This window comes from Streptomyces sp. NPDC005302, from assembly GCF_040607345.1.
GTDB lineage: Bacteria > Actinomycetota > Actinomycetes > Streptomycetales > Streptomycetaceae > Streptomyces.
On sequence record NZ_JBEXGN010000022.1, the window covers coordinates 71,520 to 96,734 of the forward strand.

A 25,215-nucleotide genomic window follows, 5' to 3' on the forward strand; every position below is an offset into this window, starting at 1 on the left:
GCCTCCCGCGGTGGGACCGGGGAGCCGTTCCGCTCACTCCTGGCTGTCGAGGAACCTCGCGACCGTGTCCGAGAAGAGCCGCGGATCGTCGAGCCACGGGAAGTGCCCGGCCCCCGGCAGGACGGCCTGCTCGGCTTGCGCGAAGAGGTCCGCGACGGCCGCCGCCACGCGCGGCAGCGGACCGCTGTCCAGGGCCCCCGACACGAGCAGCACCCGCACGTCCCAGGCGGCGACCACCGAGCGGGCGACGGCGGGCCGGAAGGCTTCCGGCGTCGCGTAGCGGTCGGCGGCGTCCTCGTTGGTCTGGTGCACGTCGGTCGCCGCGTGCGCGCGTGCGGCCGTGTCCCAACGGCCGTAGAAGAACGGGGTGGCCGCGTCGAAGTCGGCATCGCTCGCGGTGCCCGCCCAGATCCGCCCGTACGCCTCGTGCGCGCCCTCGAACCACCGCTCCTCCGAGCGGAGCGCCGCACCCTCCGCCCGGTGCTCCGGCGTGAAGTCGACCCCGAGCACCCGCGCCCGGGCGGTGACGAGGGTGAGGGAGCGGACCCGCTCGGGGTACCGGACGGCGTACAGGAGGGCCAGGTCGCCGCCCGCCGAGTGGGCGAGCAGATCGACCCGGTCGAGCCCGAGGTGCCCGCGGAACGCCTCCACGTCGTCGACCTGCCGGTCGCAGCGGTAGGTCGCCGGGTCGGCCGGACGGTCCGAGGTGCCGGTGCCCCGCAGATCGAGCAGGCACAGCCGGCGGTGCCGCGCTAGCCCTCCGAGGTCACCGAGGTAGGCGGAGGCACGCATCGGTCCGCCCGGCAGGCAGAGCAGCGGCGCGCCCTCGCCCCTGCTGTGATGGGCGAGTCGGGTTCCGTCGGGTGCGGCGAAGGTCGGCATGGCCGTCATCCTGATCACCGCGTCCGGCGGCGGGCAAGCGTTTTGACGGTCCATCAGCGAAGCCCGCACGCGTGGATCCGTCCGATACGCCGTGAACACACGTCCATCTCGACTCGGCCATGCGTGCGCTTTGCCTCAGGTTCTCCCGGCGTACGCCTCCGATTGCTTCCATCGAGGGATGGACCACATCACGTTCCTCGTGGCGGTCGTCATCGTCACGGCTCTGGCCTTCGATTTCACCAACGGATTCCACGACACGGCGAACGCGATGGCCACGTCCATCGCCACCGGTGCCCTCAAACCCAGAACTGCCGTCCTCATCAGCGGTGTTCTGAACGTCGGCGGCGCGTTCCTGTCCACCGAGGTCGCCAAGACGATCTCCGGCGGGATCGTCGACGACACCCTCGTCACCCCGGGCATGATCTTCGCGGGTCTGGTCGGGGCGATCCTCTGGAACCTGCTGACGTGGCTGCTCGGGCTGCCGTCCAGTTCCTCGCACGCCCTGTTCGGCGGGCTCATCGGCGCCGTATGGGTCGGCGCGGGTGCGAAGGGCGTCCACTTCGACAAGGTGGTCGAGAAGATCCTGCTCCCGGCGGTGGCCTCGCCGGTCGTGGCGGGCGTCGCCGCGCTGCTGGCCACCTACCTGGCGTACCGGATCACCGCCCGGGCCCGCGAGAAATCGGTGACCAGGGGCTTCCGGCTCGGCCAGATCGCCTCGGCCTCGCTGGTGTCGCTGGCGCACGGAACGAACGACGCGCAGAAGACGATGGGCGTCATCACGCTGACGCTGATCTCGGCGGGCGCGCTCGGCCACGACGCCGGCCCGCCGGTCTGGGTCATCGCGTCGGCGGGCCTGGCGATCGGGCTCGGCACCTACATCGGCGGCTGGCGGATCATCCGGACGATGGGCAAGGGACTCACGGACATCCAGTCGCCCCAGGGCTTCGCGGCCGAGGCGGCGTCCACGACCGTGATCCTCACCTCGGCCCACCTCGGCTTCGCGCTGTCCACCACCCAGGTCTGCTCGGGAGGCATTCTCGGCGCCGGGCTGGGCAGGCGGCTGGCCGAGGTGCGCTGGGGCACCGCGGGACGGATGGCGGTCGCCTGGCTGGTGACCCTGCCGGCCGCCGCGCTGGTCGGCGGTGTGTCGGCGAGCGTGGTGAAGCACGGCGGGACCGTCGGCACCGTGGTGATCGCGCTCGTCGCGGTGGCCGTCGCGTCGTTCATCGTCGCCGCCTCGCGCCGCAACCCGGTGCACGCCTCGAACGTCAACGACCACCACCAGGTCTCCGTCCGTACAGCCTCGCCGGCCGGCGTCGGCTCGGCCGCCTGAGTCAGGGAGAGTTCCGGACATGCATCTCGACTGGACCGCACTCGGCGAGGTCGCCGCGGTGAGCACGGGAGTCACCGTGGCCGTGGTCGTCGTCTTCGCCCTCGGCGTGCTCGGGCTCGCCCGGGTCGAGGCCGCTCGCGAAGGCGACACCGGCACGGGCTCCCCCGGCGCCGGCGCCCTGGGGATCACCCAGGCCGGGCTCTGCTTCCTGGCCTGCGCGGCCGTGGTGGCGTACGGGATCTATCTGATCGTGCCGCAGTTCCACTGACGCGGCGGGAAGAACGCGGTGGACGGGGAACACGCGGTACGAGAAGGGGAGGGCCGGATGACGGAACTGCTGGCAGGCATGCGGGTCGACTACACCGACCACGACGACCCGGTACTGATCCGGCCGGACGGCAGCACGGTCGACACGTGGCGGGAGAACTACCCGTACGAACAGCGCATGGAGCGCAAGGAGTACGAGTGGCACAAGCGGCTCCAGCAGATAGAACTGCTGAAGCTGCAGAGCTGGATCAAGGAGACGGGACGGCGGCTCGTCATCGTCTTCGAGGGGCGTGACGCGGCCGGCAAGGGCGGCACGATCAAGCGCTTCACCGAGCACCTCAACCCGCGCGGCGCCCGCGTCGTGGCCCTGGAGAAGCCCACCGAGCGGGAGCGCGGTCAGTGGTACTTCCAGCGGTACGTCGAGCATCTGCCGACGGCGGGCGAGATCGTGATGTTCGACCGGTCCTGGTACAACCGGGCCGGTGTGGAGCGGGTGATGGGCTTCTGCGGCGACGACGAGTACCGGCGCTTCATGCGGCAGGCGCCCGCGTTCGAGCGGATGCTCGTCGACGACGGAGTGGACCTGATCAAGTTCTGGTTCTCGGTCTCGCAGGGCGAGCAGCGCACCCGTTTCACGATCCGCCAGGTCGACCCGGTGCGGCAGTGGAAGCTCAGTCCCATGGACCTGGCCTCGCTGGACCGCTGGGACGACTACACGGCGGCCAAGGTCGCCATGTTCCGCGAGACGGACACCGAACAGGCGCCCTGGACCGTGGTGAAGAGCAACGACAAGAAGCGGGCCCGCGTCGACGCCATGCGCAGTGTGCTGGCCCGGTTCGCCTACGCGGACAAGGACGAGGAGGTCGTCGGTCTGCCCGACCCGAGCATCGTGGGCGCGGCGGCGAACCTGATGGAGGAGGGCGAGGACGACACGGTGCCCCTCGACGGTGCCGCGACGCCCTGAGTGCCGGGCGCGCGCGTGGACTCAGTCGTGCGCCGGACGGTCGGACAGCCGGTGGTCGGCCAGGCTCAGCGCCTCGTCGACCACCCGGCGCAGATGACCGTCGCCGAGCGAGTAGATCACCCTGCGGCCGTCCTTGCGCGTGTTCACCAGTCCGGCGAGGCGGAGCCGGGCCAGGTGCTGGCTGACGGCCGGACGGGCGGCCCCGCAGCCCTCGGTCAGCGTGGTGACGTCCGCCTCACCGTCGGCCAGCGCGTGCAGCAGCGTCAGACGGGTGCGGTCGCCGAGCAGGGCGAGGAGTTCGGCGGCGAGCGCGAACTGTTCCTCGCCGGGGCTGCGCGGGTGCGCATCGTGCGCAGGTGACAGGTGCATGCGTGCGCTCATACGCACATAATGGCGGCGTGGGCGTCCGCGCGTCCACTCCCGCGCAGCGGAAGGGGACGCCCGTGCACGAACGGCACCATCACGAGGACGGACACCACGACCACCACCGTGAACACGAGGCGCACGGCGACGACGGTCATCACGGTCGTCCGCCGGGCGAGCACGTCCGGACCGAGCACCGGCACGCACACGGCGATCAGGACCGGACCGGCCACGCCCACCCGCACGGCGATCACGAACACACCGGCCACCGTCACCCGGCGGGCGACCGGCCCCCCGGGCCGATCGGCCGGCTCCGCCATCGGCTAACCCCGCACTCCCACGACACGGCCGACCGCGTCGACGCCGCTCTGGAGTCCTCTGCGCGGGGCATGCGCGCGCTGTGGGTGTCACTGGCCGTCCTCGGCACAACAGCCCTGGCGCAGGCGGTGGTTGTGGTGCTGTCGGGGTCGGTCGCCCTGCTGGGCGACACCGTGCACAACGCGGCCGACGCGCTGACGGCCGTACCGCTCGGGATCGCGTTCGTGCTGGGCCGTCGCGCGGCGACCCGGCGGTTCACCTACGGCTACGGACGGGCCGAGGATCTCGCGGGCGTCGCGATCCTGCTGACGATCGCCGCGTCCGCGGGTTTCGCGGCGTGGACGGCGGCCGGCCGCCTGCTCGATCCGCACCCCGTGCGGCACCTTCCGGTGGTGGCGGCCGCCGCGCTCATCGGCTTCGCCGGGAACGAGTGGGTCGCCCGGCACCGGATCCGCGTCGGCCGCGAGATCGGCTCGGCGGCACTGGTGGCGGACGGACTCCACGCCCGTACCGACGCGTTCACCTCGCTGGCGGTGCTGGCGGGCGCGGGCGGCTCGGCCCTCGGCTGGCAACTCGCCGACCCGCTGCTGGGGTTGGCGATCACGGTGGCCATCCTGGTGGTGCTGCGGGACGCGGCCCGCGAGGTCTTCCGACGCGTGATGGACGCCGTGGACCCGGAGCTGGTGGACCGTGCCGAGCGTGCGCTGCGGGACGTCGCGGGCGTGCGGGACGTGGGCGAACTGCGGCTGCGCTGGATCGGCCACCGGCTGCGCGCGGAGGTGGCCGTGGTGGTGGACGGCGAGGTGACCGTACGCCGGGCCCACGCCATCGCCGTCGAGGCCGAGCACGCCCTGCTGCACGCGGTGCCGGGGCTGACCGCCGCCCTCGTCCACGCCGACCCGGCGCCGCTGCCCGGCGAGGAGGACCCGCACGGGAGGCTGGCGCATCACGTCACCGCCTGAACGAGCGCCGGTGGGGCGTGGCGGCTGCCACGGCAACCGCCTCCCCCGCACACAGCCTTCCGGAACCAGAAGGTTCCGCTCCCCCGGCGGACGGGTCAGGCGAGGCCAAGCCCTTCCAGCACCACGGCGTTCGGCAGTTCCGCGAACGCCGCTCCCGGCACGAGGAGTTTGCCGCGCCGGAGGCCACTGCCCACGAGCACGTACGGCAGCGCGACGACGGCCGAGTCCACCAGCACCGGCCAGTCGGCGGGGAGTCCGATGGGGGTGATACCGCCGTACTCCATGCCGGTCTCACCGGTCGCCGTGTCCATCGGCGCGAACGAGGCCTTGCGGGCTCCGAGTTGGCGGCGCACGACGCCGTTGACGTCGACGCGAGTGGCGGACAGCACGACACACGCGGCGAGGGTCGTCTCACCGCCGCGCTTGCCGGCGACGACCACACAGTTGGCGGACCGGTCGAGCAGTTCCTTGCCGTAGTGCTCGACGAAGGTGGCGGTGTCGGCCCATTCGGGGTTCGTGTCGACGTGCACGATCCGCTCGGCGGGGGTGGCTCCACGCCAGCCGCGTACGGCGTCGGCGACGGGGCCGTTGAGTTCGTCCAGGCAGTCGGGGGCGGGGACGGCGTGGTCGAAGTGTCCGATCGGTGCGCGCATGACGGCACGCTAACAGCCCTACGAACCGGGTTCGCGGGAGTGTCCGCCCAGCGAACGGGGACGGGTCGCGCCCGGCCGCTCAGTGCACCAGCGGGACCGACACGGCCATCACCATGTCGACCGGGACCTCGCCCTTGTTGGCGTAGACGTGGGGCGTGTTGGCCTCGAAGGACGCGCTCGCGCCCTCGGGGACGCGGTGTTCGACTCCGTCCACGGTCAGCGTCATCTCGCCCGCGAGGACGTGCACGAGTTCGACGGTGCCGGCGGGGTGCGGATCGGAGGGGCTGCCGTCGCCCGGCATGAGCCGCCAGTCCCACATCTCCAGCGGGCCGGGCGCCTCGGTCCCGGCCAGCAGCCGGTTGTAGCTGCCCGCGTCGGTGTGCCACAGGCGTACGGCCTGTTCGGCGGGGACGATCCGGACACGGGGTCCCTGTTCGTAGTCGAGCAGGGTGGTGATGCTGACGCCGAGCGCGTCGCCGATCTTCACGACGGTACCGAGGCTGGGGTTGGTCCTGGCCTGCTCGATCTGGATGAGCATGCCGCGACTGACTCCGGCGCGGGCGGCGAGCGCTTCCAGGGTGAAGCCGCGCTCGGCGCGCCAGCGTTTGACGTTGCGCCCCAGGGACTGAGTCAGCAGGTCGAGATCCGACACATTCCGTCCAATATTTTGAATGACAGAGTTCAAACAGGTGAACTATCGTGTGGTGCACCTGATCGTTCACCGAACTGTACTGCGAGGCCCCCGTGACAGCACTCTTCGCCCTGGCCACCAGCCTCCTGTGGGGTCTGGCGGACTTCGGGGGAGGCCTGCTGACCCGCCGCACGCCCGCTCTGACGGTGGTGGTCGTCTCCCAGTCGATCGCGGCGGTGGTGCTCGGCACGATCGTGCTGGTCACCGGCGCCTGGAGCGCGGCGGGGCCGCAGCTGTGGTTCGCGTTCGCGGCGGGCCTGGTCGGTCCGGTCGCGCTGCTCTCCTTCTACAAGGCGCTCGCGCTCGGCCCGATGGGGGTGGTCTCCCCGCTGGGCTCGCTGGCCGTCGCCGTCCCGATCGGCGTGGGCCTCTTCCTCGGCGAGCGTCCCGGGCTGCTCCAGGTCGCCGGCATCGCGGTCGCCGTGTCGGGGGTCGTGCTCGCGGGCGGACCCCAGCTGCGCGGCGCGCCGGTGCAGCGGCAGGCGATCCTCCTCACGCTGATCGCGGCCGCCGGGTTCGGCACGGTGTTCGCGCTCATCGCGGAGGCGTCCTCGTCGGTCACCGGGCTGTTCCTGGCCCTGTTCGTGCAGCGCGTGACGAACGTCGTCACCGGCGGCGCGGCACTCGCCGTATCCGTGCGGCGCGGGGCGTCCGCCCTTCCCGAGGGCGGTTTCCCCTGGGCGTCCGTGCCCGCTCTCGCCTTCGTCGGCCTCGCGGACGTCGCGGCCAACGGCACGTACTCGGTGGCCGCCCAGCACGGCCCGGTCACCGTCGCCGCCGTCCTCGCCTCGCTCTACCCGGTGGTCACGGCGCTGGCCGCGCGCGGCCTCCTGCGTGAACGGCTGCGTGCCGTGCAGGCCGCCGGAGCGGGGCTCGCCCTGGTCGGCACGGTTCTGCTGGCGACGGGCTGACCGCGGGCCGGGGTGGACCGAGCGGTTCAGGACTCGGCTCGGACGTCCCCGGTCTGCGCGGGTACCTCCCCGGACACCTCCGCCGTGTCGGGGTCCAGTGCGGCGAGGCGCGCGGCCGTCTCCTCGTCGAGCCCCGAGAGCGCCGACAGCTGGTCCGGGGTCACCCCGTCGGGGATCGGCACCGGCGGCGGGGTCCGCAGCGGCGGCTGCCACCCGGCCACCGGGTCCCAGCGCCGGACGACGCGTGCGGGCGCTCCGGCGACCACGGAATGGTCGGGCACCGTGCCCCGTACGACCGCGCCGGCCGCCACCACGACGTTCCTGCCGATCCGCGCACCCGGCAGGATCACCGCCCCGGTCCCGATCCAGCAGCCGGGGCCGATCTCCACGGGCTCCATCCGGGGCCACTGCCGGCCGATGGGCTGGTGCGGATCGTCGTACGAGTGGTTCGTGGAGGTGACGTAGACGTAGGGCCCGAAGTAGCAGTCGCTGCCGATCGTGACGGTCGTGTCGGCGATGACGTGGCTGCCGCGGCCGAGGACGACGCCGTCGCCGACGCGCAGGATCGGGTCGGGTCCGAGGTCGAGGTCCGGCATCAGACCCGCGGTCAGCGTGACCTGTTCGGCGACGATGCAGTGCGAGCCCAGATGGATCCAGGGTTCCCCGAAGACCGTGCCGAGCGGGAAGGCGAGGCGGGTGTTCGGCCCGATGGCGCCGAAGCGGAAGCGTCCCGGGTGTTCGGCCGTGACCGCACCCGCGCGCTGCACCCGGGCCCAGCCCGCGTGCACGACGCGCTGCGCGAGACGTCGCCGCCATGATGAGAACGTGTTCTTGCTCCTGGGCACCCGCTCACGGTACTCAGCGCGGGGTACGCGGGCGCCGTCGCACCGCTGTGATCTTCACCCCACCGGAGGCGCCGGCCATGGCATACGGTGCCGGTGCGGCCGGTGCCACGCGCCGCGCGACGACAACCGACGAGACGACGAGACGGTGACACGGTGACGACTCAGCAGGCGCTGATCAAGGGAATCGGCGGCAAGGACCCGCAGGTCGACGGGGAGGCGTTCGTGGCGCCCACCGCGGTGGTCATCGGGGACGTCACGCTGCACGCGGGCGCGAGCGCCTGGTACGGCGCGGTGCTGCGGGCCGACTGCGGACCGATCGTCATCGGCGCGGACAGCAACGTGCAGGACAACTGCAGCCTCCATGTCGACCCCGGATTCCCCATCACCGTCGGGGAGCGGGTCTCCATCGGGCACAACGCCGTGCTGCACGGCGCGACCGTCGAGGACGACTGCCTGATCGGCATGGGCGCCACGGTGCTCAACGGAGCCGTGATCGGGGCCGGTTCACTCGTCGCCGCGCAGGCACTGGTGCCGCAGGGGATGCAGGTCCCGCCGGGCTCGCTCGTCGCGGGAGTGCCCGCCAAGATCAGGCGCCTGCTGACCGACGAGGAGCGCGAGGGCATCACCCTGAACGGCACGCTCTACGTGGAGCTGGCCAAGGCGCACCGCGGGATCCACGAGTAGGCGGTCCCCGGGGGATCCGCTAGTCGGCGGCGGGGACGGGCTCCGGCTCCGCCGCCCCGTGCTCCGCGGACGCCTTGTTCGCCCTGCGGCGGACGATCAGCATCGAGCCGAGACCGATCAGTACCGCCGCGAGCAGGCCGAGCCAGGAGAAGCGCTTCAGCCAGGACTCGGCGACGACACCGACGTAGTAGATGACGGCGGTGGTGCCGCCCGCCCAGACGATGCCGCCGAGGACGTTGGCGATCAGGAACTTCCAGTACGGCATGTGCAGCACACCCGCGAGCGGGCCCGCGAAGATCCGCAGCAGGGCGATGAAGCGGCCGAAGAAGACGGCCCACATGCCCCACTTCTGGAACGACCGCTCGGCGGTGGCCACATGGCCCTCGCTGAAGTGCCGGGGGAACTTCGCGCCGAGCCAGGCGAGCAGTGGGCGCCCGCCCTTGCGGCCGATCGCGTACCCGATGGAGTCGCCGACGATGGCCCCGAGGCTGGCACAGGCTCCGAGGATGACGGGGTTGATGCCGGCGTGCTGCGAGGAGAGCAGCGCCGCCGAGACGAGGACGATCTCTCCGGGCAACGGGATGCCCAGGCTCTCCACGCCGATGACCAGGGCCACGAGCGCGTAGATACTGACCGCGGGCACCGTCTCGAGCCATTCCTGGACGTGCAACGCCGGTTCCTCCCGTTGAGCTGTGCCTGACCCGGGCGGCTGCGTCTCGCTCGGTCACCCGGCGCGCGATTCCCCCGGAGCGCCCGCCCGGAAGCCTACCTGGTCGCTCACGGCCGGGTCCCGTCGTGCGGCCCGGCAGCCGCCCCCGCCCGTCGGTGCGGGGCAGGGGCGGCGCAGGAGGGACGGGCCGCCGGGCCGCGGGACCGGCCCCGTGGAGCTCCGGCTCCGGATCAGGCACGCACCTCCGCGGTGGTCCTGAGCCGCAGGTCGCGCGAGGACGCCCCGACCCAGACGGTCCGGCGCCCGGTTCCGAGCACCCAGCCGTGCTTCGTCGCGTCCCAGGAGGAGAGGGTGCGTGCCGCGACCCGCACGGTGACCCGGCGCCGCTCCCCCGCGCGCAGCGCGAGCCGCTGATAGCCGCCCAACGCCCGTACCGCCTGGTCGAGTTCGATCCGGGGCGAGGGCCCGACGTAGACCTGCGCGACCTCGATGCCGTCGCGCCGCCCGCTGTTGCGCACCGTGAACTCGACCCGCAGTCCTTCCCGGTCCTGCCGGACGCGGACGTCGTCGTAGGTGAAGGAGGTGTACGAGAGTCCGTGGCCGAACGGGAAGAGCGGGCGCACGCCCTCGGCGTCGTACCAGCGGTACCCGGCGTGGATGCCTTCGGAGTACTCCTCCTCGCCGTCGACACCCGGGTAGCGGCGGGGGTCCCCGGCCACGGGGTGGTGGTCGTCGTCGACGGCGAAGGACTGGGTGAGCCGGCCCCCGGGATCGCTGTCGCCGAACAGGACGGCGGTGGTGGCGGCGGCGCCCTCCTGGCCCGGGTAGTACATCTGCAGCACGGCCGCGGTGCGGCGCAGCCAGGGCATGGACGTGGAGGACGAGGTGTTGAGGACGACGGTGGTGCGCGGGTTCGCCGCCGACACCGCCTCGATGAGGTGTTCCTGGTGCCCGGGGAGGGCGATGGTTGTGCGGTCCAGGCCCTCGGTGGCGTCCTCGTAGGCGAACAGGACGACGCTGTGGGCTGCCCGGGCCGCGCGGAGTGCATCGGCGACGTCCTGGGCGCGGGTCGCGCCGGTGATCCGGCGCAGCCGGAAGACCTGTCCCGCGGTCCCGCCGTTCGCGGTGATCCGGAGCGGATGGGCTCCCCGCGCGAGGGTCAGGGTCGCGCGCCGCACCGCCAGTCCGTCCGGCGCGGCGGAGACCAGGCCGCCGGAGAAGTACTCGCCGTAGCCGGGCGCCACGGGGAAGAGGTCCTGCCCGTCGAGGAGGACCTTGGGCCGTTCGCCCGAGTAGTGGATGACGAGCGTCCACTCGTCTGTCCCGGCGACGGTGAGCGTCCCCTCGTAGGACCACGCCTGTCCTGCGGGGACGGTCTGTTCCTCGGTGGTGAGCCCGGGGCTCACCGCGCTCGTGGGGACGGCCTTGCCGAACAGGTCCTCGCCCAGCGAGTAGGAGACATGGGCGCCGCGTCCGGCGCGGGCGCGGATGGCGTCGAGCGGGCTGTCGGCGTGGTCGGGCACCACGTGCGCGCTGCCGCCCCCACTGACGAAGGGCAGCATGCCGGTGGGCCCGACGACGGCGATGTCGCGTGCGGCGGCGCCGGTGAGCGGCAGCGCGTGGTGCTCGTTGCGGAGCAGGGTCGCTCCCGCCGTGGCGACCTCCAGGGCCACGGCCGCGCCCGCCTTCGCGTCGCGGGCCGGGCGGGCCGGTGCGCTCCCGTCGAGCAGGCCGAAGCGGTCCATCACCCCGAGGATCCGGCGCACGGCGCGGTCCACGTACGTCTCGGCCACGCTGCCGTTGCGGACCGCGGCCTTCAGTGCCTCGCCGAAGTAGGTGCCGTCGGGCATCTCCATGTCGAGGCCCGCGGTGATCGCGGCGGCGGTGCTGTGGGCGGCGAACCAGTCGGTCATCACCCAGCCGTCGAAACCCCACTGATCGCGCAGGACGCCGGTCAGGAGCGGCCGGCTCTCGCAGGCGTAGGTGCCGTCGACCTTGTTGTAGGCGCCCATGACCGCGCCGGTGCCCGCGTCGACGGCGGCCTCGAAGCCGCGGAGTTCGACCTCGTGCAGGGTCTGTTCGTCCACGACGACGTCGACGGACTGACGGTCCTTCTCCTGGTTGTTCAGGGCGAAGTGCTTGACGGTGGCGATGAGTCCCTCGCCCTGGATGCCGCGGATCTCGGCGGCGACCAGGTCCGCGGCGAGCAGCGGGTCCTCGCTGAAGGTCTCGAAGTTGCGGCCCGCGTACGGGGCCCGGATGAGGTTGACCATCGGGGAGAGCAGGACGTCCTGGCCGAGGGCGCGTCCTTCGCGTCCGATGACCTGGCCGTAACGGCGGGCCAGTGCCGGGTCGAAGGCGGAGGCCAGCAGCACGGGGGCGGGCAGGGCCGTCGCGTGACGGGTGACACGGACGCCCGCCGGGCCGTCGGCGAGACGCAGGGAGGGGATGCCGAGGCGGGGGACTCCGGGGACGAAGCCGGCCTGGCCGAGCGACTGCGGGTCGGCCGCGCCGTGCAGGAGGGAGATCTTCTCGTCGAGCGTGAGTCTGCGGATCAGGCCCTCGACGCGCTGGCCGGCGTCCGGTCCGGATGCCGCGTGGGCGCTGGGCGCGAAGCCGGGAGAGGTGGCCGCCGCGGCGACCGCGACGGCGCCGCCGACCAGTCGCAGGGCCGATCGCCGGGAAAAGGTGTGGGACATGAGCCGTCACTCCTTCGGTGCGCGGGCACGTCGTCGTGGTCCGCGTGTCCGGGTGCCGGCGGCCGTCACGTTCGGGCCTTGAACGCGGCGTGCGTGCAAGCGACTTGACCGGCCGTCAGACACCGTGGGTACGGCGCGAAAACTATGACCCGAGGTGACTCGTGTCAATGAAGTGAACAGAAACAGCGATGACTCGAACAAGAACCGAAGGAGTGCGGTCAGCCGGACGTCGCGGATGGCACGGTCGCGCTCCGCACGCCGCTTCTCGCCGAGGGCGCGCGCCTCACGGCGGGCGCGCCTCACGACAGGCGCACCGGAGGGTGCACGCGGGCCCCCGACTACAGACCCCCGGTCTATTGTTATCAGGCCAGCGGTCTGCTACGTTCGGAAGACAGAAGAGACCGTTGGTCTCTTGAATCGCCGAGGGAGTTCTCATGTACACCGTGCCGGACCGGACCGGGAAGCTCGTCGTGGTCACCGGGGCCAACAGCGGCACCGGCAGGGAGGCGACCCGGCGGCTCGCCGCCGCCGGAGCGCACGTGATCATGGCCGTCCGTACGGTCGCCAAGGGCGAGCAGGCCCGCGCCGAGATCCTCGCCCGCCACCCACAGGCCCGGCTCGACGTGCGCCGCGTCGATCTCGCCGACCTGGCGACGGTCGAGGAGTTCGCGGACGGGATCCTGGCCGACGGCACCCCGCTCGACCTGCTGGTCAACAACGCGGGGGTGATGGCGCCGCCGACCCGGATGGCCACGGCGGACGGGTTCGAGCTCCAGATGGGCAGCAACTTCCTCGGCCCGTTCGCGCTCACCGTGCGGCTGCTGCCGGCCCTGCTCGCCGCGGGCGCCCCGCGGGTCGCCACGATGAGCAGCGGCACGGCCACCTACGGGCGGATCGACTTCTCGGACCTCCAGTGGGAGCGCCGCCGCTACAGCGCCAACCTGTCCTACGCCCAGTCGAAGCTGGCCGACCTGATCCTGACCCGGCAGCTCGCGGCCATCGCCGCCGAGCGCGGCTGGAACCTGCTGAGCACCGGGGCGCACCCCGGGTACACCGTCACCAACCTCCAGACGGCGGGCGCGAGCCTCGGGCGGGACAAGCCGAAGCGGTCCCTGCTCAACGCGCTGGACTTCCTGCCCAAGCAACAGGTCGAACAGGGCACCGAGCCGCTCCTCCACGCGGCCACCAGCCCCGACGCGGTGGCCGGCGGCTACTACGGCCCGGGCGGGCGGTTCGGACTCGTCGGCCCGACGGCCAAGGCCCGTGTAACCCGCCGGGCACTCGACCCCGGGACCAACGCCCGCCTGTGGGCCGAGGCCGAACGGCTCACCGGGGTCGCCCTGCCGGCGGCCACGGCCGGGGCCGGCCCCACGGTCTGAGCACCGGCGGGGGCCGGGAACGACCGCGGGCCCCGATCGGGTCGTACTCCCCGATCAGGGCCCGGTGCGGACGATGCGGCTCAGCCGTTGGGACGCAGCGTCCACACGACGGTCATCTCGCCGGTCACGGCGCCGTCGCCGCGCCGGATCTCGATGGCGACCGGGAACTCGGGACGCTCACCGGCGTCGAGTTCGGCCACCACCTCGGCGGCGGGCCGGCCGAGCGTCGCGGTGGCGGTGACGGGACCCATCGCCAGCTTCCTGTACGCGATCTCGGCGCTCACGGCGAGCGGCACGGCGCGCGAGAGCTGGTCCCCGAAGGCGGCGAGGACGATCGCCCCGCTGGCCGACTCCCCCAGCGTGAACATGGCGCCGGCGTGCGGTCCGCCGACGTGGTTGTGGAAGTCGCCCTGGTCCGGGAGCGCCACGACGGCCTTCTCCGGAGAGGTCTCGACGAAGTCGAGGTTCAGGGTCCGGGCCATCGGCACGGTCGCGGCGAGCATCTCGCCGATCGTCATCTGGTCTGCGCTCATAGCTCGATGTTACCCATGGGTAGCAAACATTGACCAGCCCGCCGACCGCGCCCCGTGCCGGCCGACCGGCCGACCGCGCCGGCCCCGAGAGCCCGCCGCCGGTCGCAAGCCGGGACCAAAGGGGGCAAGTACCGTGACGGCACGGCCCTTTCGGGGACCGCCATGGCACTCGGGTCTCCGGCCCCTCTATCGTTACCGGCCATGTGGCCAGGACAGCAGCCGCCCGGGGGCGAGCAGAACCCGCAGGACCAGAACCCGTACCAGCAGCCGGGGTACCAGCAGCCGAATCCCTACCAGCAACCCGGCTATCAGCAGCCGGGCCCGCAGCCGGGGCAGCAGCAGCCCGGCCCGTACGGACCGCAGCAGGGCATGCCGCAGTGGGGGGCTCCGACCGAACCGCTCGGCGGACCCCGGGCGACCGGCGGCAGCGGCAGCGGCAGCGGGGGCGGGGGCGGCGGCAACAAGACCAAGGTCACCGCGATCGTCGCGGCCTCCGCCGTGGTGATCGCCGCCGGGGTCACCGCGTTCCTCGTCCTGGGCGGCGGTGACAAGGACGACAACGCGGGCGGTGACGCGTCCAAGTCGCCCAAGGCGTCCGCCTCGACGTCGCCGAGCGCGAGCGTCAGCGGGAGCGACGACGACCCGCGCGGCGGCGACGAGGAGAAGGCTACGGTCGCCGGCTGGAAGGTCGTGGTGAACCCGAAGTGGGGCACCGCCTTCGACGTTCCGGCGGACTGGAAGGTCGAGACGCCCGGCACCTTCATCGGCTTCGAGGACGACAAGAAGGGCGACGGCTCCCCGTTCATCGGGATGTCCGCACCCGCCTTCCTCAAGGAGAAGTGGTGCACGTCCGACGACGACAAGGACGGCCGAGACAGTGACACGTCGCTGGCCGCCGCGGGCACCAAGGGCCAGAGCGGCGCCAAGGACACCGCCGACGTGGCGCGCAACGACGCCGCGGTATGGGTCTTCGGCGGGTACACCGACCAGAAGGAGTCCTCGAAGAAGCTGCTGAAGGTCGGCAAGCCCGAGACGTACACCACGGCGTCGGGCATCAAGGGCAGCGTCGCGACGACGTACTCCGTGGGAGTCCCGAAGAAGGGCAAGTGCGACTCCGACGGCAAGGCGACCACCTTCGCCTTCAAGAACTCGGCGGGCGACTTCGTGTCATGGACGCTCTACGGCGCCAAGGGCGTCAAGGAGGAGGTCCCCGACGCGACCGTGCGGAAGATCCTCAGCACGGTACGGCTGCACGGCACCCCGACCGACTCCTGAGGGCCGGGGTTCGTCCCGGCGGGGCGTTTGCTCGACGCGGGTGCAATCGGTTTGGCAAGTCGGGCGACAGGCGGCGATAGTCTCGGAGTGACCTCAGCCGCCCCCCTCCCCCGCCGCGCCCGACGCCCCTCCTGGGCGGGACGGAACTACACCCTGCTGACCGCCGCCGCGGTCGTCACCAACCTGGGCAGCCAGGGCGCCCTCATCGCGTCGGCGTTCGCGGTGCTCGACACCGGCGGCGACGGCGGCGACGTCGGTCTGGTCGCGGCGGCACGGACGTTGCCGCTGGTCCTGTTCCTGCTCATCGGCGGGGCGATCGCGGACCGGCTGCCGCGGCATCGGGTGATGGTCGCCGCCAACGTCCTCAACTGCGTCTCGCAGGGCGCCTTCGCCCTGCTGGTCCTCGGCGGTCACGCACAGCTGTGGCAGATGATGCTGCTGTCCGCGCTCGGCGGCACCGGACAGGCGTTCTTCGGCCCCGCCGCCGAGGGCATGCTGATGTCCTCGGTCGACGGCGAACAGGCCGGCCGCGCGTTCGCGGTGTTCCGGATGGCTATGCAGGGCGCCGGCCTCGGCGGAGCGGCCCTCGGCGGAGCGCTGGTGGCCGTGATCGGGCCGGGCTGGGTGCTCGCCGTGGACGCCGTGGCGTTCGCCGTCGCCGGCGCGCTGCGCTCGTTCCTCGACGTCGGCCACATACCGCCGCGCGAACCCGGCGGCGGCCTGCTGGCCGATCTCCGCGACGGCTGGCACGAGTTCGTCGGCCGCCCCTGGCTGTGGACGATCGTCGCGCAGTTCTCCGTGGTCGTCGCGGTCGTCGGCGCCGCGGACGCGGTCTACGGTCCGCTGGTCGCCCGGGACAGTCTCGGCGGCCCGGGGCCCTGGGGACTGGCCCTCGGCGCGTTCGGCGCCGGAACCGTCGTCGGTGCCCTCCTCATGACCCGCTGGAAGCCCCGCCGGCTGCTGCTCGCCGGCACCCTGTGCGTCTTCCCGCTCGCGGCACCCGCGGCCGCGCTGGCGGTCCCCGTCCCGGTGGGTCCCCTGTACGCGGTGATGTTCGTCAGCGGGCTGGCGATAGAGGTGTTCGGTGTGTCGTGGATGACCGCCCTGCACCAGGAGATCCCCGAGGAGAAGCTCTCCCGGGTGTCGGCGTACGACTGGTTCGGTTCGGTCGCGATGGTCCCGCTGGCCACCGCGCTCGCGGGCCCCGCCGAGCAGGCCTTCGGCCGCACGTCCGCGCTGTGGGGCTGCTCCGTGCTGGTCGTGGTGGTCACGGCGGCGGTGCTGTGCGTGCCGGACGTACGGAACCTGACGCGCCGGACCCGGCAGGTGGCCCAGCGGACGCCGGTGTCCCCCGCCGACGGTGTCCCGCTGCTCGCCGCGGAGGCAGCCCAGCTGTCCGGCGGAGCGCTGTCGTCAGCCGATGCCGAAGGATCCGCCGGGCGGCTCGGGTGACGGGACCGCGTCCTCGTCCCCGACGGGCGCGGCTCCGGCGACGAAGCGCCTGAGCGCGGCACCGTGTTCGACGCGCGCCGGGAAGGCGTCGGCGGCGGTACGGCGGGCCAGGGCCGCGGTGTCGAGGGGCCGGTGGGAGGCCACGAGCACGGCGTTCCCGAAGCGCCGCCCGCGCAGCACCCCGGGTTCGGCGATGAGGGCGATCTCCTCGAACACCGTCGAGAACGTGGCGAGTTGGGAGCGGAGGAAGGCGAAGGGCGCCGCGTCCGCGAGGTTGGCGAGGTAGACGCCGTCCGGGCGCAGGGCCCGTTCCGCGGCGTACGCGTAGGCGGTGGACGTCAGATGGGCCGGGATGCGCGAGCCGCCGAAGACGTCGGCGATCAGGATGTCCACGGAGCCGGGGGCCGCCGCTTCGAGCCACTGCCGGGCGTCGGCGCCGTGCAGGGTGACGCCGGTGCCGGACGGCAGCGGCAGGTGCTCGCCGATCAGCGCGAGCAGGCCCAGGTCCGCCTCCACCACGTCCTGCCGTGAACCGGGCCGGGTGGCAGCGACGTACCGGGGCAGGGTGAACGCCCCGCCACCGAGGTGCAGGACGTCCAGTGCCCGTCCCGGCTCCGCCACCGTGTCCAGTACGTGCCCGAGGCGACGCGTGTACTCGAACTCCAGGTGCGTCGGCTCGTCGAGGTCCACGTACGACTGGGGTGCGCCGTCCACGGTGAGCAGCCACGCGCGTTCGCGGTCCACGTCGGGCATCAGCTTCGCGGTCCCGTGATCCACGGCCCGCGTCACGGGTATCGGCTCGTCCACGGCTCCATTGTGCGGCCTGCCGCCGGTCGCGCCGCCCCGGGAGCCCGGCAGCGGAGTCCGGGCGCGGTGCCCGGTCCCCGTCCGTGCGGGCGGGGACCCGTGTCGTCACCCTGTGGGGCGACGACACGGGTGCACCGCCATGGGCCGGCCGGGGCGGTCAGCCGATCGACGTCACCGTTCCGGCGCCGACCGTCCGGCCGCCCTCGCGGATCGCGAAACCGAGCCCCGGCTCCAGCGGGACGTCGCGCCCGAGCTCGACCGCCATGGTGACGGTGTCACCGGGCCGCGCCACGGCCCGCTCGCCGAGGTCGACGTCGCCGACCACGTCCGCGGTGCGGATGTAGAACTGCGGCCGGTACCCCGTGGCGACAGCGGTCGTACGGCCGCCCTCGCGGGCCGACAGCACGTACACCCGCGCCGTGAAGCGACGGCTCGGGACGACGCTGCCGGGAGCGGCGGCGATGTGCCCGCGGCGGACCGCGTCGCGGGGCACCCCGCGCAGCAGCAGCGCCACGTTGTCGCCGGCCTGCGCCTCCTCCATGGGCTTGCCGAAGGTCTCCAGGCCGGTGACGACCGTGTCGACGCCGGCGCCGAGCACCTCGACGCGGTCACCGACGCGGATCGTGCCGCGCTCCACGGCACCGGTGACGACCGTTCCGCGTCCGGTGATGGTGAGCACGTTCTCGACGGGCATGAGGAACGGCGCGTCGAGATAGCGCTCGGGCATCGGCACGTAGGTGTCCACCGCGTCGAGCAGCGCGTCGATCGCCGCGGTCCAACGCGGGTCCCCCTCAAGGGCCTTGAGGCCGGACACCCGTACGACGGGGACCGTGTCGCCGCCGTACCCCTGCGCGGAGAGCAGCTCGCGGACCTCCAGCTCCACGAGGTCGGTGAGCTCCTCGTCACCGGCGTCGGCCTTGTTGAGGGCCACGACGATGTGGTCGACGCCCACCTGCCGGGCGAGCAGCACGTGTTCGGCGGTCTGCGGCATGATCCCGTCGAGCGCGGACACGACGAGGATCGCCCCGTCGAGCTGGGCCGCGCCGGTGACCATGTTCTTGACGTAGTCGGCGTGGCCCGGCATGTCCACGTGCGCGTAGTGCCGGGTGTCGGTCTCGTACTCGACGTGCGCGATGTTGATGGTGATGCCGCGGGCGGCCTCCTCCGGGGCACGGTCGATGCGGTCGAACGGGACGAAGGTGCCGGTGCCGCGCTCGGCGAGCACCTTGGTGATGGCGGCGGTCAGTGTGGTCTTGCCGTGGTCGACGTGACCCATGGTGCCGATGTTCAGGTGCGGTTTGGTGCGCACGTAAGCCGTCTTGGGCATGGCTGTACCTCGAAGCCTTCAGTGTCAGCGGAGCTGAGTGATGGCCCCGGCGTGAATCGGCCGGAGCGGGGACCCCCAGGAGTTGCCGACCCTCCCCCTGCGGGGTCCGCCGGACGATCCGGGAAGGGTCAGCTTCGGGCGCCGTCGACGGCTGCCGCGATGAACGGGACGGCAGCCTTCGGCGCATCCGCGACTGCGGCTGCTGCGAAGAGGAAGGCGTACCGGAACATGAGGAGATACTCACCCACGCGTCGTCGCACGTCGAATGGTTTTCCGTCCGCCTTCAGCGGGCTCCGGGCTCCGGGGCGTGAACGGGACTTGAGGAGGCGGGGGTTCAGGAGAAGGCCGCCCGAGCGTCAGGGGCCGACGTTCTTGAGGGCTTCGCGCACGGAGAGCGGGGCGAGCCTCCCGCGCTCCGCGGCCACGAAGTCCCGTACCGCCCGCGGGTCCGTCTTCGCGTACTCGCGCAGACACCACCCGATCGCCTTGCGGATGAAGAAGTCCGTGTCCCCGGACCGGCGGACGCAGTACGCGAACAGCCGCTCCACGTCGGTGGCTCCCTTGCGACGAAGTTGGTGGAGCAGCGCCGTCCGGGCGACCCACAGGTCGTCGTCCTCGATCCAGGCGTCCATCTCGGACCGCAGCGCGGGGTCGGCGGCCACGAGCCCGCCCACGACGTGCGCGGCGAGCGCGTCGACCGTGTCCCACCAGGACACGGTGGCGACGAGGTGCCGGGTCACCGGCAGGAAGTCCGAGGACAGGCGCGTCACATGGCGGCGCAGGTAGTCGACGGCGAAGTACTGGTATTCGCGTTCGGGCAGCTCCCAGCAGCGCAGCGCGAGCGCGGTGCAGTCCCTCTCCTCGGGGCGAGGGGTGTCCAGGAGCACGGTCCGCGAGAGGGCACGGCGCCCGGGTGTGGTCAGCCCGAGGAAGGGGGCGATGTCCTTCATGTACGCGCCCGTCGACGCGGCACGCTCCGGATCCGCGGCCGACGGATAGACGACCGTGAGCCGTTCCATCAGGGTGTCCGCGAGCGTGCTGTTCGGCACCTCGAACGGAGCATCTGACGTTCCGGAAGCTGTGACGCCCATGAGACGAACCATACGGCGATCACACACATCCGTCGGTTAGTGTCACCGGATGCTCGATGCCACCAACCGCTCTGGGGGCACCGCCACGGCCACTCCCCAGGCCACCGCAGGCAAGCTCGGCGTCACCACCGACCTGGCCGTCGCCGCCGAGCTCGTCGGCGCCGCGCCCGCCGCCCTCGCCACCGCACGTACCGGCCCGGCCGCCCGGTGTCTGAGAGTGCTCCTCTCTCCCTGGTCACGCCTGTCCCTGCTCCTCGTCCTGCTCGCCGGCGCCGCGTCGAGCGTGCTGCTCTTCGAACCGCAGCGCCTGCTCGCGGACGGCTGGCCGCCCCAGCTCGGCGGCGCGGCGGCCGCCCTCGCGTTCGCCGTCGCGTACGGACTGTGCACGGTCGCGTTCGTGCCCCGCCCACTGCTCAACCTGGCGGGCGGCGCCCTGTTCGGTTCGCAGCTGGGCCTCGGTACGGCTCTGGCGGGCACCGTGCTCGGCGCGGGTGTCGCCTTCGGGCTGGGCCGGATGCTCGGGCAGGACGCGCTGCGCCCGCTGCTGCGGGCCCGCTGGCTGAAGGCGGCGGACGGACAGCTCAGCAGGCACGGGTTCCGCTCGATGATGGTGGCCCGGCTCTTCCCGGGGGTGCCCTTCTGGGCCGCCAACTACTGCGCCGCCGTCTCCCGCATGGGCTGGCTGCCCTTCCTGCTCGCGACGGCGCTCGGCTCGATCCCGAACACCGCCGCGTACGCGGTCGCCGGCGCCCGCGCGTCGAGTCCGACGTCTCCGGCCTTCCTCATCGCGATGGGATTCATCGCGGTTCCGGCCCTGGTCGGCGGGGTGGTGGCCTGGCGCAAGCGCCACCACCTGCGCGGGACGGCGTCCTAGGGCCGGACGGCTTCCAGGATCATCGCGTTGGCCAGGCCGCCCGCCTCGCACATCGTCTGCAGCGCGTAGCGGGCTCCGCGGGCGCGCATCGCGTGGACGAGGGTCGTGGTGAGCCGGGTGCCGCTCGCGCCGAGCGGGTGGCCTATGGCGATCGCTCCGCCGTTCACGTTGACCTTGGACAGGTCGGCGCCCGTCTCCTGCTGCCAGGCGAGGACGACCGCCGCGAAGGCCTCGTTCACCTCGAAGAGGTCGATGTCGCCGAGGTCGAGGCCCGCCCTGCGCAGCACCTTCTCGGTGGCCGGGATGACGCCGGTGAGCATGAGCAGCGGATCGGAGCCGGTGACGGCGAAGCTGTGCAGCCGGGCGAGGGGCCGCAGGCCGAGGCGCTCGGCGGTCTCGCCGGACATGATGAGCACGGCCGAGGCGCCGTCGTTGATCGGGCTCGCGTTGCCCGCCGTGACCGACCAGTCGATCTGCGGGAAACGGTCGCCGAACCCGGCGTCGTAGTAGGCGGGCTTCAGGCCGGCGAGCGTCTCGGGTGTGCTGCCCGGCCGGACGCTCTCGTCACGGGTGACGCCGTCCAGAGGTGCGACCTCGGCGTCGAAGAGACCGCTGTCCCACGCTTTGGCCGCCTTGCGGTGCGAGCCGACGGCGTAGGCGTCCATGCGCTCGCGGGTGATGCCCCACTTGGCGGCGATGAGTTCGGCGCTGATGCCCTGGGGCACCAGTCCCTCGGGATAGCGCTCGGCCACCCCGGGCCCGAACGGGTCCTTGCCCGCGGGCACGTTCGACCACATCGGAACCCGGCTCATCGACTCGACCCCGCAGGCCACGACGATGTCGTACGCCCCTGCCATGACGCCCTGGGCGGCGAAGTGGACGGCCTGCTGGGACGACCCGCACTGACGGTCCACGGTGGTCGCGGGCACGCTCTCCGGGAAGCCCGCGGAGAGCCCGGCGTACCGGGTGGTGTTCATGGCCTGCTCGCCGACCTGGTCGACGGTGCCGCCGACGACGTCGTCGATCAGCGCCGGGTCGATCCCGGTGCGCTCGACCAGCGTGCGGAGGGTGTGGGCGAGGAGCTCGACGGGGTGGACATGGGCGAGCGAGCCGTTCGGCCTGCCCTTGCCCACGGGGGTGCGTACGGCTTCGACGATCACGGCGTCACGCATGGGATGCCTCTCAGGTCTCCGAGGTCGGGGCGGGGTGTCCGAGCGGGTCCGGCTTTCCCGCTCGGCGCACCGTGTGGGGTGCGCCGGCGACGCGTCCCGAGTGAGTGCGTTTGATTTCCCAACCTACTAAGTGACCCTAGAGTAACCGAGTGAGTTGGAACATCCAACCCTCCCCGTAGACTGTGGCCATGAAGGACGCGCGCCCCTGTTCCATCGCCGCCACCCTCGCCCTCGTCGGCGAGAAGTACTCCCTGCTGGTCATGCGCGAGGTGTCGCTCGGCGCCACCCGCTTCGACCAGCTCGTCCGCAACACCGGCGCCCCGCGGGACGTGCTGACCACGCGGCTGAAGCGCCTCGTCGACGTGGGCGTCCTGGAGAAGGTGCAGTACAGCGAGCGGCCCAGGCGTTACGAGTACCGGGCGACGGCCGCCGGGCTGGAGCTGCAGCCTGTCCTGCTGACCCTCATGGCGTGGGGCGACCGGCATCTCCAGGAGAGCGGCGCGCGGCCCATGGTGCTGGAGCACACCTGCGGTCACGAACTGGTCCCCCAGGTGGTCTGCCGGGAGTGCGGCCGCCAGGTCGAGCACGACACGGTGACGGCTCACCCCCAGAGCCCGGGGTGGACGGTGACAGGGCCGGTGGTGGCGTAGTTCGCGGACCGCAGTTCGCGGACCGCCCTCACCGGCGAGCGGGACGTGGGGGGCCGGTGAAACCCCTGTGGCGGGACGGTCGGGCACGGACGCTACGCTGCCCTCAACACCCGTGATCACCTCGCACCGCGATACGGCGTGCCCGTCGCCCTCCCTCGATCAGCGCTTGGACCACGTAACTTCATGTCTTGGTTTGAATCCCTCATCCTCGGACTCGTCCAGGGGCTGACCGAATTCCTTCCCGTCTCCTCCAGCGCGCATCTGCGGCTCACCGCCGCGTTCGCGGGCTGGGAGGACCCCGGTGCGGCCTTCACGGCGATCACGCAACTGGGCACCGAGGCGGCCGTGCTGATCTACTTCCGCAAGGACGTGGGACGCATTCTGTCGGCGTGGTTCCGCTCACTCACCGACAAGGCGATGCGCAGCGACCACGACGCCCAGATGGGCTGGCTGGTGATCGTCGGCTCGATCCCGATCGGGGTGCTCGGCATCACCCTCAAGGACCAGATCGAGGGGCCGTTCCGTGATCTGCGGGTCACCGCGACCATGTTGATCGTGGTGGGCATCGTCATAGGCGTCGCCGACCGGCTCGCCGCTCGCGACGAGACGGGCGGCCGGCACCGGGCGGCCAAGCAGCGCAAGGCACTTGAGGACCTGAACACCAAGGACGGCCTGATCTACGGCCTCTGCCAGGCGATGGCCCTGATCCCCGGTGTCTCCCGCTCGGGCGCGACGATCAGCGGCGGCCTGTTCATGGGCTACACCCGTGCGGCGGCGGCCCGTTACTCCTTCCTCCTCGCCATGCCGGCCGTCCTGGCCTCCGGCACCTTCGAGCTGAAGGACGCGGCGGCGGAGGGCCATGTGGCCTGGGGCCCCACGATGTTCGCGACGGTCATCGCCTTCGCCGTCGGCTACGCGGTCATCGCCTGGTTCATGAAGTTCATCTCGCACAAGAGCTTCATGCCCTTCGTCTGGTACCGGATCGCCCTCGGCATCGTCATCATCGCCCTGGTCACGATGGGCACCCTGAGCCCCCACGCGGCGGAGTCGGCGGGCTGATCCCGGGCGGCTGGGTCGGCTGTGGTCCAAGCCCGGCGATGCCGTGCGACGTCACCTGCGCCGCTGCCACCAGCGCCGCTTCCGCCCGGCTGTCCGAGGACCGGATCCGACCCGCTCGGGAGCTGACGCGCCGTCCGGTGGGAAGGTCCTCAAGGCGGCGCGGATGCGGTCGAAGGGGGCAATGGCGTGATGGCCGTCGGCGGGAAGCATCACACCGACGCAGACGAGCTTGAAACTGTCCTCGCCGAGGGGCGCGCCGATGAACACCGGTGCGCCCACGCACCCTTGCGGCAGGTCTCCCATCCACCGGATGCCGCCGTCGCCGGAGCGAGCGATCCGGCCGAGCACGACAGCCTGTTCTCGGGAACCGTCCCCGTCGTTGACGTGTCCCAGCAGATAGGCCGGGACCGGCGACTCACCGAGGCCCGCGAGGTCCTCTTCCGTGGCCGCGATGCCGTCGGTGATCTCGTCGGTCGTCCAGTGCCATCCCTTGCGGGCGCCGTGCGCGTGCAGCCCGGCAGAGGGCATGACCGCGACTCCCAGGTCGGCGAGGTGAGTCCACCCCTCCGCGAAGTCGAGCATCATCAGCTTCTGAGCGCTCATCATGGGCGCGCAGAGGTCGGGGCGCAGCGTGAACTCGCCCAACTCGACTCGTGCCGGCTCACTCGCGGTCACGAGGTACTGCCGGATGACCTCGCCTTGGGAGGTCGTTTCCACGAGTTCGTTGAACCAAAAGGCCGTCGCGTGCTGCTCCTCCCGGTGGGCTCGCTGGAAGGGAAGCGTCGAGCGGCCGATGTGACCGACTATCGCGTCGATGGTCGCACTGGAATGTTCGGGCAGGTCAGACATGGATCGAGAGGTTAACGCACGGCCTCAGACAGCTGACGGACAGCATGGCAGAGCCCACCCGCGCACCCTCCGGTCCTCGGCCCTCGGGCCTCCGTCGTCGGTGACGGTGACGGTGACGGTGACGGTGACGGTGACGGTGACGGTGACGGGCAAGAGTCGGTCAACGCGCGACGATGATCCAGGTCAACCGGCGTCCCCCCAAAGGAAGTTCGGCGATCGGCGTGACGTTGTTGCGGTTCGTCGTGATGAAGTGCATACGGGTTGCGTAGCCGTCCGGTAGCGCAGTGTCAGTCCTTGCCCCTAGGCTGGTGCGCATGTCCCCCGACTTCGATTCCTATGGTTCCGTGCGTTCGGCCGCCGCGTTAAACGAACAGATCCGCGCCCTGTGGACGCGGGCGGGCGGATCCCTGTCCGCTCAGGAGCGGGCGGAGTACGAGCTGTTGGTCGTGCGGTGGGCCGAGGCGATCCGCGGGGAGATCATCGAGGCGGCCTGAGGCCCCGACCG

27 protein-coding genes are annotated in these 25,215 nt (G+C 72.1%); 13 read left to right on the plus strand and 14 right to left on the minus strand.

Features of this window, described 5'->3' with window-relative positions:
• Positions 1-33 precede the first annotated feature (33 nt).
• A complete protein-coding gene (locus ABZT74_RS27755) occupies positions 34-882 on the minus strand; it encodes an alpha/beta hydrolase (protein ID WP_356439006.1) in 849 nt (282 codons plus the stop codon).
• 178 nt (positions 883-1,060) lie between these two features.
• On the opposite strand from ABZT74_RS27755, the gene ABZT74_RS27760 reads away from it, so the two are divergent.
• From ABZT74_RS27760 to ppk2, 3 genes are read left to right on the plus strand one after another with little or no spacing between them, the layout of a single operon-like run.
• The gene (locus ABZT74_RS27760) at positions 1,061-2,215 is read left to right on the plus strand and encodes an inorganic phosphate transporter (RefSeq protein WP_356439009.1); all 1,155 of its coding nucleotides are present in this window, start codon (positions 1,061-1,063) and stop codon (positions 2,213-2,215) included.
• A gap of 19 nt (positions 2,216-2,234) precedes the next feature.
• Positions 2,235-2,483, plus strand: coding sequence for a hypothetical protein (locus ABZT74_RS27765; RefSeq protein WP_356439012.1), 249 nt, complete (start codon positions 2,235-2,237; stop codon positions 2,481-2,483).
• Between the two features lie 57 nt (positions 2,484-2,540).
• Positions 2,541-3,446, plus strand: coding sequence for a polyphosphate kinase 2 (gene ppk2, locus ABZT74_RS27770; RefSeq protein ID WP_355867221.1), 906 nt, complete (start codon positions 2,541-2,543; stop codon positions 3,444-3,446).
• A gap of 21 nt (positions 3,447-3,467) precedes the next feature.
• Here the strand turns inward: ppk2 and ABZT74_RS27775 are convergent, their stop codons facing one another.
• Entirely contained in the window at positions 3,468-3,827 is a 360-nt protein-coding gene (locus ABZT74_RS27775; protein WP_356167691.1) for a metalloregulator ArsR/SmtB family transcription factor, read from the minus strand.
• The gene (locus ABZT74_RS27780) at positions 3,824-4,129 is read right to left on the minus strand and encodes a hypothetical protein (protein WP_356439110.1); all 306 of its coding nucleotides are present in this window, start codon (positions 4,127-4,129) and stop codon (positions 3,824-3,826) included. Before ABZT74_RS27780 ends, ABZT74_RS27775 begins: the two co-directional genes overlap by 4 nt.
• On the opposite strand from ABZT74_RS27780, the gene ABZT74_RS27785 reads away from it, so the two are divergent.
• Positions 4,112-5,089: a cation diffusion facilitator family transporter gene (locus ABZT74_RS27785; RefSeq protein ID WP_356439104.1), complete on the plus strand. Its 978-nt coding sequence runs from the start codon at positions 4,112-4,114 to the stop codon at positions 5,087-5,089. The two genes, ABZT74_RS27780 and ABZT74_RS27785, sit on opposite strands and share 18 nt — an antisense overlap.
• A gap of 95 nt (positions 5,090-5,184) precedes the next feature.
• On the opposite strand, the gene ABZT74_RS27790 is transcribed toward ABZT74_RS27785, so the two are convergent.
• Positions 5,185-5,742 (minus strand): YbaK/EbsC family protein, encoded by a 558-nt coding sequence (locus ABZT74_RS27790; RefSeq protein WP_356439016.1) that lies wholly within the window; start codon positions 5,740-5,742, stop codon positions 5,185-5,187.
• Positions 5,743-5,821: 79 nt separating this feature from the next.
• Positions 5,822-6,394 (minus strand): XRE family transcriptional regulator, encoded by a 573-nt coding sequence (locus ABZT74_RS27795; protein WP_355867230.1) that lies wholly within the window; start codon positions 6,392-6,394, stop codon positions 5,822-5,824.
• Positions 6,395-6,486: 92 nt separating this feature from the next.
• Between ABZT74_RS27795 and ABZT74_RS27800 the strand changes: the two genes are divergently transcribed.
• Entirely contained in the window at positions 6,487-7,344 is an 858-nt protein-coding gene (locus ABZT74_RS27800; RefSeq protein WP_356439019.1) for a DMT family transporter, read from the plus strand.
• Between the two features lie 26 nt (positions 7,345-7,370).
• Here ABZT74_RS27800 and ABZT74_RS27805 read toward each other — a convergent pair whose 3' ends face one another.
• Positions 7,371-8,189, minus strand: coding sequence for an acyltransferase (locus ABZT74_RS27805; RefSeq protein WP_356167682.1), 819 nt, complete (start codon positions 8,187-8,189; stop codon positions 7,371-7,373).
• 153 nt (positions 8,190-8,342) lie between these two features.
• Here ABZT74_RS27805 and ABZT74_RS27810 point away from each other — a divergent pair, with 153 nt between their 5' ends.
• Positions 8,343-8,873 (plus strand): gamma carbonic anhydrase family protein, encoded by a 531-nt coding sequence (locus ABZT74_RS27810; RefSeq protein WP_356439022.1) that lies wholly within the window; start codon positions 8,343-8,345, stop codon positions 8,871-8,873.
• A 19-nt stretch (positions 8,874-8,892) separates the two neighbouring features.
• Here ABZT74_RS27810 and ABZT74_RS27815 read toward each other — a convergent pair whose 3' ends face one another.
• Together ABZT74_RS27815 and ABZT74_RS27820 are read right to left on the minus strand one after the other, a co-directional pair.
• Positions 8,893-9,543: a DedA family protein gene (locus ABZT74_RS27815; RefSeq protein WP_356167676.1), complete on the minus strand. Its 651-nt coding sequence runs from the start codon at positions 9,541-9,543 to the stop codon at positions 8,893-8,895.
• A gap of 230 nt (positions 9,544-9,773) precedes the next feature.
• Positions 9,774-12,242 carry a beta-glucosidase gene (locus ABZT74_RS27820; RefSeq protein WP_356439025.1) on the minus strand — a complete coding sequence of 823 codons (2,469 nt, stop codon included), beginning with the start codon at positions 12,240-12,242 and terminating at the stop codon, positions 9,774-9,776.
• 434 nt (positions 12,243-12,676) lie between these two features.
• Here ABZT74_RS27820 and ABZT74_RS27825 point away from each other — a divergent pair, with 434 nt between their 5' ends.
• Positions 12,677-13,621 (plus strand): SDR family oxidoreductase, encoded by a 945-nt coding sequence (locus ABZT74_RS27825; RefSeq protein ID WP_356439029.1) that lies wholly within the window; start codon positions 12,677-12,679, stop codon positions 13,619-13,621.
• 80 nt (positions 13,622-13,701) lie between these two features.
• On the opposite strand, the gene ABZT74_RS27830 is transcribed toward ABZT74_RS27825, so the two are convergent.
• The gene (locus tag ABZT74_RS27830) at positions 13,702-14,139 is read right to left on the minus strand and encodes a DUF4442 domain-containing protein (protein ID WP_356439107.1); all 438 of its coding nucleotides are present in this window, start codon (positions 14,137-14,139) and stop codon (positions 13,702-13,704) included.
• A gap of 216 nt (positions 14,140-14,355) precedes the next feature.
• On the opposite strand from ABZT74_RS27830, the gene ABZT74_RS27835 reads away from it, so the two are divergent.
• A complete protein-coding gene (locus ABZT74_RS27835; RefSeq protein ID WP_356439032.1) occupies positions 14,356-15,429 on the plus strand; it encodes a hypothetical protein in 1,074 nt (357 codons plus the stop codon).
• A gap of 87 nt (positions 15,430-15,516) precedes the next feature.
• Positions 15,517-16,881, plus strand: a complete 1,365-nt coding sequence (locus ABZT74_RS27840; protein ID WP_356439035.1) for an MFS transporter — start codon at positions 15,517-15,519, stop codon at positions 16,879-16,881.
• Here the strand turns inward: ABZT74_RS27840 and ABZT74_RS27845 are convergent.
• The 3 genes from ABZT74_RS27845 to ABZT74_RS27855 form a co-directional block, all read right to left on the minus strand.
• Positions 16,843-17,688, minus strand: a complete 846-nt coding sequence (locus ABZT74_RS27845) for a fused MFS/spermidine synthase (protein WP_356439038.1) — start codon at positions 17,686-17,688, stop codon at positions 16,843-16,845. The two genes, ABZT74_RS27840 and ABZT74_RS27845, sit on opposite strands and share 39 nt — an antisense overlap.
• Positions 17,689-17,845: 157 nt before the next feature.
• On the minus strand, positions 17,846-19,015 hold the full coding sequence (gene tuf / locus ABZT74_RS27850) for an elongation factor Tu (RefSeq protein WP_356167658.1): 1,170 nt from the start codon (positions 19,013-19,015) through the stop codon (positions 17,846-17,848).
• A gap of 356 nt (positions 19,016-19,371) precedes the next feature.
• Positions 19,372-20,106, minus strand: a complete 735-nt coding sequence (locus ABZT74_RS27855) for a DNA alkylation repair protein (RefSeq protein ID WP_356439041.1) — start codon at positions 20,104-20,106, stop codon at positions 19,372-19,374.
• Between the two features lie 49 nt (positions 20,107-20,155).
• Between ABZT74_RS27855 and ABZT74_RS27860 the strand changes: the two genes are divergently transcribed.
• On the plus strand, positions 20,156-20,980 hold the full coding sequence (locus ABZT74_RS27860; RefSeq protein WP_356439044.1) for a VTT domain-containing protein: 825 nt from the start codon (positions 20,156-20,158) through the stop codon (positions 20,978-20,980).
• On the opposite strand, the gene ABZT74_RS27865 is transcribed toward ABZT74_RS27860, so the two are convergent.
• Positions 20,977-22,152, minus strand: a complete 1,176-nt coding sequence (locus ABZT74_RS27865; RefSeq protein WP_356439047.1) for a thiolase family protein — start codon at positions 22,150-22,152, stop codon at positions 20,977-20,979. The two genes, ABZT74_RS27860 and ABZT74_RS27865, sit on opposite strands and share 4 nt — an antisense overlap.
• A 188-nt stretch (positions 22,153-22,340) precedes the next feature.
• Here ABZT74_RS27865 and ABZT74_RS27870 point away from each other — a divergent pair, with 188 nt between their 5' ends.
• Positions 22,341-22,802 (plus strand): helix-turn-helix domain-containing protein, encoded by a 462-nt coding sequence (locus ABZT74_RS27870; RefSeq protein WP_356439050.1) that lies wholly within the window; start codon positions 22,341-22,343, stop codon positions 22,800-22,802.
• Between the two features lie 183 nt (positions 22,803-22,985).
• A complete protein-coding gene (locus ABZT74_RS27875; protein WP_356167643.1) occupies positions 22,986-23,861 on the plus strand; it encodes an undecaprenyl-diphosphate phosphatase in 876 nt (291 codons plus the stop codon).
• Between the two features lie 51 nt (positions 23,862-23,912).
• On the opposite strand, the gene ABZT74_RS27880 is transcribed toward ABZT74_RS27875, so the two are convergent.
• Positions 23,913-24,710, minus strand: coding sequence for a hypothetical protein (locus ABZT74_RS27880; protein ID WP_356439053.1), 798 nt, complete (start codon positions 24,708-24,710; stop codon positions 23,913-23,915).
• Positions 24,711-25,024: 314 nt separating this feature from the next.
• On the opposite strand from ABZT74_RS27880, the gene ABZT74_RS27885 reads away from it, so the two are divergent.
• Positions 25,025-25,204 carry a hypothetical protein gene (locus ABZT74_RS27885; protein WP_355867276.1) on the plus strand — a complete coding sequence of 60 codons (180 nt, stop codon included), beginning with the start codon at positions 25,025-25,027 and terminating at the stop codon, positions 25,202-25,204.
• Positions 25,205-25,215: the final 11 nt, after the last annotated feature.